The organism is Methylobacterium sp. J-092, assembly GCF_022829325.1.
Classification (GTDB): domain Bacteria; phylum Pseudomonadota; class Alphaproteobacteria; order Rhizobiales; family Beijerinckiaceae; genus Methylobacterium.
In genome coordinates this window covers 64647-74698 of record NZ_JAKSXU010000093.1, presented here as the reverse complement: position 1 = coordinate 74698, position 10052 = coordinate 64647, and the positions used below count along the sequence as shown (strand labels likewise).

9 protein-coding genes are annotated in these 10052 nt (G+C 66.7%); 3 read left to right on the top strand and 6 right to left on the bottom strand.

Going from position 1 to position 10052, the window contains the following annotated elements; translation table 11 throughout:
- A partial coding sequence (locus tag MKK60_RS10455; RefSeq protein ID WP_243985561.1) for an FAD-dependent monooxygenase occupies positions 1-1061 on the top strand: 1061 nt, incomplete at its 5' end.
- Positions 1062-1265: 204 nt separating this feature from the next.
- Here MKK60_RS10455 and MKK60_RS10450 read toward each other — a convergent pair.
- The 3 genes from MKK60_RS10450 to MKK60_RS10440 all read right to left on the bottom strand — a co-directional run bounded on the left by MKK60_RS10450 (position 1266) and on the right by MKK60_RS10440 (position 2571).
- Positions 1266-1784, bottom strand: coding sequence for a hypothetical protein (locus tag MKK60_RS10450; protein ID WP_243985559.1), 519 nt, complete (start codon positions 1782-1784; stop codon positions 1266-1268).
- A gap of 101 nt (positions 1785-1885) precedes the next feature.
- Positions 1886-2371, bottom strand: coding sequence for a VOC family protein (locus tag MKK60_RS10445; protein ID WP_243985557.1), 486 nt, complete (start codon positions 2369-2371; stop codon positions 1886-1888).
- A complete protein-coding gene (locus MKK60_RS10440; protein WP_243985555.1) occupies positions 2368-2571 on the bottom strand; it encodes a hypothetical protein in 204 nt (67 codons plus the stop codon). Before MKK60_RS10440 ends, MKK60_RS10445 begins: the two co-directional genes overlap by 4 nt.
- Before the next feature lie 530 nt (positions 2572-3101).
- Here MKK60_RS10440 and MKK60_RS10435 point away from each other — a divergent pair.
- Positions 3102-3752 (top strand): DNA-binding protein, encoded by a 651-nt coding sequence (locus MKK60_RS10435; RefSeq protein ID WP_243985553.1) that lies wholly within the window; start codon positions 3102-3104, stop codon positions 3750-3752.
- 79 nt (positions 3753-3831) lie between these two features.
- Entirely contained in the window at positions 3832-4848 is a 1017-nt protein-coding gene (locus MKK60_RS10430; RefSeq protein ID WP_243985552.1) for a hypothetical protein, read from the top strand.
- 208 nt (positions 4849-5056) lie between these two features.
- Here the strand turns inward: MKK60_RS10430 and MKK60_RS10425 are convergent, their stop codons facing one another.
- The 3 genes from MKK60_RS10425 to MKK60_RS10415 are packed head-to-tail and all read right to left on the bottom strand — an operon-like array spanning position 5057 to position 9785.
- Complete coding sequence (locus tag MKK60_RS10425) at positions 5057-7498, bottom strand: AAA family ATPase (protein WP_243985550.1); 2442 nt, start codon at positions 7496-7498, stop codon at positions 5057-5059.
- Positions 7495-8067: a hypothetical protein gene (locus tag MKK60_RS10420; RefSeq protein ID WP_243985548.1), complete on the bottom strand. Its 573-nt coding sequence runs from the start codon at positions 8065-8067 to the stop codon at positions 7495-7497. Before MKK60_RS10420 ends, MKK60_RS10425 begins: the two co-directional genes overlap by 4 nt.
- Positions 8064-9785, bottom strand: coding sequence for an SIR2 family protein (locus MKK60_RS10415; protein ID WP_243985546.1), 1722 nt, complete (start codon positions 9783-9785; stop codon positions 8064-8066). Before MKK60_RS10415 ends, MKK60_RS10420 begins: the two co-directional genes overlap by 4 nt.
- Positions 9786-10052: the final 267 nt, after the last annotated feature.

Below are 10052 nucleotides of genomic sequence, written 5' to 3'. Positions count from 1 at the left end.
TCCGCGGCGTCGGTCGCGAGGTTCTGCGTCGCATGGGGCTGGAGCGGATTGCCCTGGAGGAAGGGACGCGCGAGGAGGGCACGGCCTGGGTGGAGGCTTCCGGAGGCGCCGCGGCGCGGTTCGACGTCGCCGGCTTCGAGGGCGACGGCCCGACCGCCGAGATGGAGATCCTGCGCGGCGATCTCGCACGCCTCCTCTACGAGCCGGCCCGTGAACGGGCGACCTTCCGCTTCGGCGACCGGGTGGCGCGCATCGACGAGGACCGTGACGGCGCGACGGTGAGGTTCGCCGGGGGCGGGGTGGAACGCTACGATGCGGTGATCGTCGCCGAGGGCGTCGGTTCGGCCACCCGCGACCTCGTCTTCCCCGGGGAGAACGAGCCTCGATGGATGGGGCTGACCATCGCATACTTCACCATCCCACGCACGGCTCAGGACGACCGGATGTGGCGCTGGTACAATGCCACGGACGGGCGCAGCGTCTCCCTGCGTCCCGACAATCACGGCACGACTCGCGCCATGCTCATGGACCGGGACGTACCCACCGACGCCGGGGATTGGGGTCCCGAGCGGCAAAGGGACTACCTGCGGACGCGCTTCGCCGATGCCGGCTGGCAGGCCGCGCGCGTGTTGGACGGCATGGAGGATACGGACGACTTCTACTTCGACGTCCTGCGACAGGTGCGCATGCCGCGCTGGTCAGCAGGCCGCGTCGTGCTGACCGGTGATGCCGCGTGGTGCGCGACGCCCCTGGCCGGCTTGGGTACCACCCTGGCGGTCACGGGCGCCTACGTGCTGGCCGGCGAGATGGCACGCACCGAGGACGTGACGACCGCATTTTCCGCCTACGACCGCGCGATGCGGCCGTTCGTCGTGAAGGGGCAAGGCGTCCCGGCACTCGCGCCGAAGCTGATGCATCCTCGGACCCGCCTTGGGATCCGCGTTCTGCACGGTGCGCTCGCCCTCGCGAGCAAGCCCGCGGTCCGACGTCTCAGCGCGAGGCTGTTCCCTGGGCGGTCCGACGAGCCCGACCTCGCGTGCTATGTCGATCGTTCGAACTGAAGTTCTCCGTACGCTGGCGCTCGGCGACCCCGGAGGCGTGCGCACCCGATAACGCGAGGGGCGGCCCGTCTTGGATCGCCGCCTCCGGAACGTGACGATCGGTTTCGCGACAACCACGGCCAGGGAGGCTTTGCGTGGGGGCGGACCCATCGTCGGTGCCTGCGTCGGTATTCTCCGCAAACACCTCCCACGCCACCGCTCGGCTTATGGCTTCCGGTTCGGGGCGACGAACGGGTTGGTCTCCGTGGCCGATCCGTTCTTGGCGTAGCACGCCTCCAGCCGGTCGAGGCCCGCCGCGCTTTTTTCCAGCGCCACCTTGATGGTCGCGCCCTCGCCCTTGACGTCCAGGCTGTCGGCGAGCTTAAGCGACTTTAGGAAGCGCTCGTCCTTGATCGGCAAGGACACGGCGTTACCCGAAGCGGCGACCTCGGCCTGAAGCATCGAGGTGCCGGCGGCGAGCTCCACCGGGTAGCTCTTGCCCTTGCCGAGCTTCCACTTCGGCGAGCTCATGCTCAGGTCGAGGCCCTGCGCATCGCGGGTGAACTGGACGTCGACGCCGTCGTCGGTGGTCCGGGTCATGGTGCAACGTTCGAACTTCTGGCCCTTGGCGACGGCCTCGACCTTCCACGGGCCGATGGCGACCCCCTCGTCCTTGGGCTGCTGGGCCGCGGCGGGCGGGACGGTCGCGAGGGCGAGGGTGATGGCTGCGATGGCGGTGCGCATGCGGTTCTCCGTTTCCATGACCGTAGACAGGTCGCGAGAATGTCCGTGGGTTCCCCGTCCGGCATCCCCGGCCGTTCCGCAAAACCCCCGGATGGGCAAGCTTATCGATCGGTGCCAAGGGGCATGCCCTTGTCCACGAGTTGCCCCCGCGCCTCTTCCGTCTTGCCGATGGACAGCCCCATCCCGGCCAGCACCGCGGGGGCCTTGGTGAACTGGACATCGGCGTATTGCACGACCTCGATGCGGTTGCCCCAGGGATCGAGGAAGTCGAGAAAGGCCCCCTGGATCAGGCGCGCGCCGGCGGCCTCGGCCAAGGTCTTCGCCTGGGATCGGTCGTCGACGACGAGGCCGAAGTGTCCCTCGGGGCGGAAGTCGGCCGGGCGCGCGGACGCGGCGGCGGTCTCTACCAGTGCGAGGAACTGGTCCCCCATGTCGAGGAAGGCCATACCCTCCGCACGTCCGCGGAGGGTGAACGTGAAGATCGCCCCGTAGAACGCCAGGGCGCTGTCGAGATCGCCGATCTCCAGCGCAACGTGGTTCACCCCCATGAGCCGTGGCTTGCCTACACCGTCGACAGGCTCGCTCATCGCTCGTCCCAAGGCACTTCGGACGATTTGCCGTCGTCGGACACCGGGCTGTCGGGATCCGGCGTGGGTGGCAGATGTATGGGCGGCAGGCGGCCCGGACTGGGCGGCGTCGGCAAGCCGGTGCCCTCGTCGGCCGGGGGGAGACCTTCGGGTGGCACGCCGTCTTCCGGCATCGAAACCTCCATCGTCGTCAGGATCACGCGCGCGGCTCCGCAGGGTTCCGTCGTCGTGGGAGGAATGCTCACCGAGGCGACCGTCGCTTCTCACGCCGTCCTGGGCTAGGGATGGCGTTTCACGCATGGGGTCGCCCCCATCCGGCGTGAGGTTTCGGCTGTCCGTTCGAGGGGCCCGTGGGCTCGGACGCATTCCGGGGGGCGGGGCGCCCGACCTGGGTTCGATCTATGTCGGCGTTGTCGCGAAGCGCGGGCCTCACACCCCTCCGTCGTCGCACCTGTCGCCCGCGAGTCGTCGGTGTCGCCCATCCAAGCGAGCCCACCGGGGGCATGAGCCGCACCTCTTCGGCGACCGTTCGGACGATCGAGCTCCTTGACCGCGCACCGGAGGTACGTCCCCAATCCAGGACCGCCGGCCTTCACAATGCGTCCCCGGGGGCGGCCGGATCGCGAGTCCGTGACGGCGGTCGCGGGTCGCGCGACCCGTGACCCGCGACCGCCGGCCGACGGATCGTTAACCGCGGCGCGGCATTCTCGATTCGATCACGGAGGGAGCCATGCCCACGCGGAAGGAAGTGTTCGAGGCGGCGGACGAATTGAGGGCGGCGGGCGAGCGCGTTTCGCTCCGGAACGTGATCCCGCGACTGAAGTGGGGCGGGTCGAACCGCGAGGTCGGGCCCCTCCTGCGGGACTGGAAGGCCGAGCGATCGTATTGCCCGACGCTTGAAATGGGCAAGCTCCCGGAGCGATTGCAGGTCCGGATGCTGGCGGTGGTGGGCGAGCTCTGGGAGGCTGCGCGGACCGACGCGGCCCGGGCGCTGACGGACGAGCGCGAGGCGTTAATGGCGGAACGCGCGGCGTCAAGCGAGATCCTGGACGAAGTCCTCGCACGCCTCGATGCCGCCGAAAGCGAGCTCAAGGTGCTTAGGGGGCAGGCGACGCGGTCCGAGGCTCGACTGCGACGCCTGCAGGCGGAGGAGTTCTGGGATCGAGTAGTACGCGAGGTCCGCGAGATCATCCCGGAGAACGGTTCGCTGACCGTGGGGGAGATCCTACCCCGCTTGCGACCAGAGACTGTCCGGGGCGCCGCACATCATCGCGAGGACATGACGCTCGACATTCTGCGCAAGAAGCTCGACATGCGGGCAAGCTGGAACAAGCTGGTGACTCGCGAGGGAAAGGGTCGCTACGCGCGGGGTCCGGCGTAATCGGTACGCCGGATACTGGTCCTTCGTCCGGTGCGCACCAACTCCGGTTAGCGGGGCGACCCGCGGAGGAGGCGACGGCATGGCGCAGGTGACGCGGTTCCCGCACTATCACCAGACCGAGAACGTGGTCACGAACCACGTCATGGTGATGTTGCGGATGCTCTACGAGGCATCGCCGAAGCTGCTGGAGGCACTGTTGCGGGCGCTGTGCGCGGAGGAGGTCACGGTGGGCCCCCGCTTCTCGCAGCAGATCCATGGCGCCCACAGCGTGCCGGACGGCCTGATTGCCCAGGACCCGCTTGCGGTCTTCGTCGAAACGAAGCTCGGGTCACTGCCGAACCCAGGACAGCTGGCCCGGCACTGCCAGACGATCGTCGATCGCCTGCCCGGACGGAAAGGCAGCTTCCTGTTGTCCCTGACGGCCGGTCAGGCCGGGCTGGCACTCCCCGGCGAGGTCACGGATATGGCGGCGGCGCACGGCGTGACCGTCGTGCCGGTCACCTTCGGTGAATTGGTGGACCAGCTCGCCGAGCTGCCGGGAGCGGACCTCGTCCTGCGGGCGACCCTGCAGGAGTTCGCGGACTTTATCTTCGCTCAGGGGCTCGTACCGCGGCAAAGCCAGATCATGGTCGCGATGCTCACGGGCATCTCTTGGCGAGAAAACCTCGCCCATGGGGTCTACTACGAACCGATCGATCGCAGTCCGAAGCACGCCCGAGCCGCGTTTCTCGGCCTTTATCACGATAAGCAGGTTAGTCACGTCGGCCGGATCGTGACCGCGGTCGGAGCAATGCACGACGACACCGGTGAGATGATCTTCGACAAGCCCGAGAGCGGTAAGCTCGACGATGCGGGACGACAGGCGATCCGCGACGTTGTGGCGGCCGCGCAGGCTTATTACCCGGGGCTAGAGGCGTCGCGACACCGATATTACGTCGTCGACGGATTCGCCCCGACGAATTTTCGGAAGGTGTCCGGCGGTGGCATGATGGGCCACCGCTACTTCGACATCGAGAGTATGGGTGGTCGGCGTCTACCAGAACGGGCCACTGGAACGCTCGCCGCGGGCGCGTTGGACGGCCTCACGTACCTTTAGCCGGGTCGCGGCGGCGCATCGGGCGTGTAGTCAGTGGGCATCCTACTGCGCCGGTTGGTCGGCTTGCCCGTTGAAACGGCCGTTGCCGCTCGACATTGTTGGTTCACGACGTATGATTGTTTTCTAACCTACCCGGTCCCGGAGGAAGACTTTGTCGAGAACAGGGGGGCGACGATCGGGGGGCCTGCGTCGGTCGCAGGAAATATCATCACGCTGCGATCGCCTTATCCTCAACGAATGTTTTCGCGTCCCAATGGCAAGTGGTCTGACCGACGGCATTGCGTCCGAGCTCGATGACGTTGAGGCGATCGCCTTCGAATGCCGGGCTGAGTTCGAGGGCCAGGTAGTCGAAGAGTGATCGCTCGTGCACGGCGATGATGACCTGACGCTTCATCTGCTTAGAGAATGTCCTAAGCAAGGCGGCGAACTGGGCGATGTGCACCTCGTCCATACTCTGCACAGGATCGTCGATCACAAGACAAGGCAGCCTTCGTTCAACCGACAGGTGGAGGGCCAGAAAGAGCGTCAAGGCGGCGGTGTTCAAGTTGCCGGCGCTCAACATCGCCTGGGGGTTGCCCCCCCTGCCTCCTTGGCGGTGGTGCGTCTCCAGGACGGCCTCGATCTCCGTCCCGGCGCCTTCGGGAATGGCGAAGGCCGGGATGAAAGGCTCCTCGGGCGCGAGACGGACGAACAGGTCTCGCCAGATCGCGTTGAGCTCGTCGTTAAACGCGTTACGGACGACGCGCCCCCTCGCCTCGCGCGTCTGCCTGGAGAGATCTTTGGCAAGGTCGATGAGCTTGTCGGCCTCGTCCTTCTTGCGCCGCATCGCCAGGAGGGTCGTCTCGACCGCCTCACGCCGGGCTTTCCGATCAGCGATCTCGCGCGATAAGACAATGAGGGACGCCACCGTGTCGGCCGCGAGCCTTCGCGTCCGTTGGCGTTCGCCGAGCGCGGTCTCTTGTTCCTCGATCATCATCTTTAGTTGGTAAAGTAGCTCTGACGTCGGCGCCCCTTCGATTGGGTCCGCACCCAACCGCAGCCACAGGCGAACTAGCTTGTCTTGAAGCATGAGCACAGCCTGTTCGGCGTCGCGCATGGCGGCCAGGGACGCGGCGACACGTGCCACCTCGCCGCGGAGGCGATCGCCTTCCTGCATTAGCGGCATCGCGCCCCCGAGCTGGCGCGAGACCTCCACGAGATCGGCCGCCCGAGCCTTCGTCCGACTCAGGTCGGGCTCAGGCAGGAGCTGGGTCTGAGCCGTGGCCAGTTGACGTTCGAGCTGTGCGGCACTGGCAGCGGAATTCCCTCGATCCCTCGCAAGTGCCTGCAGGCGTCCAGCCTGTTCCACCAAGCGGCCGATCTTCGCCGATAGATGCGCGGCGAGCGACGTGCCTTCGGCGCCTCCGAAATCCCGGTCACAGACGGGACACGTGTCGCCGTGGATGTGAACGGCGAGTTCGGAGAGCGCCTTGGCATAGGCTTCGTTCGTCCCGGTTGCTTCGTTCACTTGTAAGTCCAGTCGATCGATGCGCGTGCGCACCTCGCGGAGCTCCTGCGTGATGGCGTCCCGGCGTTTTAGGCCCGCCTCGTGTGCGGCCAGCACGCCTTCGACGCGTCTCAGGTCGGCCTCGGCCCGAACGGCAAACGATCGGGCGCGCTCGGCGTAGCCGCTCTCCCCCGACAGGGCGAAGTCCGCGAATAGGGCCCCGGCGCGACCGAGCAACCCCTCGACGTTGTCGCCGTCGCGCCCTGTCCAGGCGTCGAATGCGCCCCGCGCGCGCTGTCCCTCAGACTCTAGCCTCTCTCGTTCGGCGGTCCCCGGAGCGGCGCTTGCCTGTTTCCAGACCGCTTCGGAGACCTCGACCTCCCGTCTCGCGCGGACGAGATCGGTGAGCGCCGCCTCATCGACGTCGAGCGCCAACGATTGGCCGAGTTCACGAAGGCCTGCGGGATCTTCGCCGATCGGAGTCTCCATGAGCTGCGCGCCGATCCGCGACATGCGCTCGCGCAGTAAGGCTTGTAGCGCCGCCAGGCTCGACGCGGCTTCGTGAGCCTCGCGGTCGATATCGCGGAGAGCCTTTTCCTGCAGCGGGATGTCCTCCCTCACCTTACCGTAGGCCGGGACCGGTCCCTTCAAACGAGAGATGTGCCCGGCGGTGCCGAGACCATTGACGAGCGCCTCCATGCGATCCAGTCCAAGCAGCTCTTTGACGAAGCGCGTGAGGGGCGACTGCGACTTTCGTTCGGCGTGCTGATAGATCTCAAGCAGGCGTCCAAGCGTCGATTGCGCCAGATAGCTTCGTTCGCTGAAGAAAGCGGCATCCGCCGCGCCGAGGATCGGCCTGCCCATTACCCCACCGGCTGTGACCTTGATGTCGCCGGTCCGGGGCGTTCCGTCTGGATAGGCCACGTCGAGGCGCACCCGCCCGAATTCCCGGCCGCGATGGGGCAGGTAGGCAAGGTAGCCTGGCTCGGCACGGGACAGCGAAGGCACGTCGCCGGTGAGCGCCAGCTCGATGGCCGACAGCAGGCTCGTCTTGCCGGCGCCGTTCGGTCCGTGGATCAGCACGATCGGCGCATCCAGCGAGATGTCGACATCGCCGGCGATGCTGCGGAAGTTCTCGACGTGGAGAGACTTTAGCCAGCTCATTCGATCATACTCCCGTCGTTCTCGGGGTCGGGCTCGAAGATCGCATTGAGGGCATCGTGGAGACACGTCCGCACGGCGTCCTCGCCGAGCGCCGAGGCCTCGAACAGGGCCGAGGCGATCGCCACGTCTGGCAGGACGAGGTGCTCGCCGGCGCCGAGATCGCGATCCGGGGACCGGGGGGCGGGTAGTTTCAGGGGAAGCAGGATCGCCAAACCATCCCGAAGCCCGGCGGGATCATCGGCCTCCCCGACGGCGAGAATCCGGCTGACCTGCGCGATGGCGTCGAGCACCTTACCTACGGGTCTCGGCCCGACGATCACGGACGTGAGCGGCCGGCGCGACCGCATCAAGTCGAGGGCGCGGGCGATCCCCTCAATCTGCTGCGCAACCTTCCGTTCTGTGTCGGTCCCCATGTCGCCGACGACCACGAGGTCGGCGACATGGCCCACGCCGACGAACGCGCCGGCCACGTCGAACTTGAGCCCAGCGACCTGCAGCGGCAGGTCCAGCCTGCGGTACCCCGCTTCCAGCAGGACGTCCGCTACCTTCTCGGCTGGGAGCACGGTCATAGGGCCACCGCCACGCGGAAGCGGTCCAACAGATCCTCGACCTCCGCACCGCCATCGAGCAGGTCCGGCACGCTGACCTGCCTGAACGCGGCCAGGCCTGTGCGGCCGGGCGGACGCCGCGGCGACCGATGCATGGGTGGTGGGTTCATCTGGCTGTGAACGATGACCGCGTCGTCGTTGTCGGCGACGAGGCCGTTGACGCTCATGAGGATGGCGGCCTGGGGGGTCGCCGCGAAGTAGACCTTGGCTGGGCCGCTTCGTCCCGTGAGGATGAAGGCACCGGACGCCGGATCCGACAGGGCCGCCTTGCCGGCGGACCAGTGCCCGCGCTGCAACCCTAGCCCGATCAGGCCTGCGGCAAGTGCGAATTGGACGATTCCGCTTCCGTTGAGCGAAGGGTCGGCCGGCATGGCATGGAGCGGATGCGCGCAAATCGGGCTGTAGACGCCATCCGCAACGGCCGGCAGGCCACCATCCCGGAACATCGCCATCAGACGGCCGAAGGAGCCGAGCAGTTCGAGGACGACCTCAGAAGTCGGGACGAGGCCGTCGGCGACGACGTCACGGGCGTGTTCCAGCCCCTCGCAAAGCTTGTCTCGGTCCGCCACCATAAGTCCGGGAGGACCGTGTTGGATGAGCAGTCGAAGCTTGGCCGTTACTACATACAGCCATAGAGCCAAGAGGAGCGGCTTAGCGTAGGCCTGCACGAGGGCCTCCGCCGCCATGGGCCTCCGGTTCATGGCCGAGTAGTCCGCGTTGTAGACGTTCTGGAGCAGGTTTTCCTGATCACCGCCGAGGGCGTTCTCCGCGAAAGCGTAGGCAGGTGGATCCGAGGGCGGGACCGTGGGCCACCGCCATGGCATCCGTACCTGCGCCTCGGCGAACAGCGCCTGAATGTTGGAATCCTGCGCCGAGAGGCCGAGCATGAGCGTCGGCTTCGTTAGAATGAGATGGATGAGCTCACCCGCCATCACGGGATTGGTGGCGACCCAGCCGTGGATCTGGTTCTGTCGCGCCACGAGGAGCCCCCGGTATCGGCCTGGGTTCGAGCGGGCCGCCGCCGCGCATCCGTGAAACTTGTAGAGGTTCGCCCGTCCGCGATGCAGCCTGGTATCTTCGGGTGCCACGGCCACTCGCAGAATGGGGCGGTTACCGGCGAGGATGCCGACGGCACGCTCCAGGAGAGGGTCCCAGTTCGGTGTCGGCATCTCGGAAGCCACGCCCTCGATCGCGAGCGCGGCGAGGCAGAGATGCTCTGCGTCGGGCTCGATCGCAGGATCCGAATAGGCGTTCGCCGCATCGAGGACCTCCCACAGCAGGAAATCCGCTTCCTCGCCGTCTACCGTGACGTTGAGCATGCGCGCGTAGTTGCTCACTAGCCGTCTCGCCAGCGTGTCGAACACGGGCCAGAGGTCAGCGGCCTGCCGATCGTCGACCGAGGCCCACTCGTCGGCGCTCGGCGCCGCCTTGGCCAGGACCTCGGACAGTGCTTGCCGGTAGCGGCATGCCGGGTCCGCCTGATCAATGCGAGCCTGGAGTCTCCGTAAGACGTTCTTCGCGAGATCCGTCAGGTCGGGCATGCGTTCTCGGGAAATGCCCGAGCCAAGCCAAAGGACATACCTATCGTTCGCGACGCCCTCGGCGATCGCCCGTTTCGGTCCATCGAGCATGGCCAGCGTCTCGCGGATCGTAATCGTCGCAGCCAGCGGTGGCGGCATCGAACCTCTCTGAATATTATCTTGTTGGCACGGGCTGCGGCCGCGCACAGGCTATTTTACGACTCACCCAATCCCGCCAAGAAGGACGCATTCCCGTCGGCTACATCGCCTTTCCGTCGAACAACCTGAAAACTGGCCGGAAAGCTATATACGCCATCCACGCACAAGCTGAGCTGGGGCGAAAGAATTTACGACTGAGCTCCCCCCGGCACTTGGCAGGAAACCAACATACACGTTCATCTTTCGTTCCTCAAGATTCGGAGCGAG

Excerpts from the sequence above, each read along its gene's own strand:
- MKK60_RS10450 (WP_243985559.1), bottom strand. The coding sequence starts at position 1,784 with ATGCGCACCGCCATCGCAGCCATCACCCTCGCCCTCGCGACCGTCCCG.
- MKK60_RS10445 (WP_243985557.1), bottom strand. The coding sequence starts at position 2,371 with ATGAGCGAGCCTGTCGACGGTGTAGGCAAGCCACGGCTCATGGGGGTG.
- MKK60_RS10435 (WP_243985553.1), top strand. The coding sequence starts at position 3,102 with ATGCCCACGCGGAAGGAAGTGTTCGAGGCGGCGGACGAATTGAGGGCG.
- MKK60_RS10430 (WP_243985552.1), top strand. The coding sequence starts at position 3,832 with ATGGCGCAGGTGACGCGGTTCCCGCACTATCACCAGACCGAGAACGTG.
- MKK60_RS10425 (WP_243985550.1), bottom strand. The coding sequence starts at position 7,498 with ATGAGCTGGCTAAAGTCTCTCCACGTCGAGAACTTCCGCAGCATCGCC.
- MKK60_RS10420 (WP_243985548.1), bottom strand. The coding sequence starts at position 8,067 with ATGACCGTGCTCCCAGCCGAGAAGGTAGCGGACGTCCTGCTGGAAGCG.
- MKK60_RS10415 (WP_243985546.1), bottom strand. The coding sequence starts at position 9,785 with ATGCCGCCACCGCTGGCTGCGACGATTACGATCCGCGAGACGCTGGCC.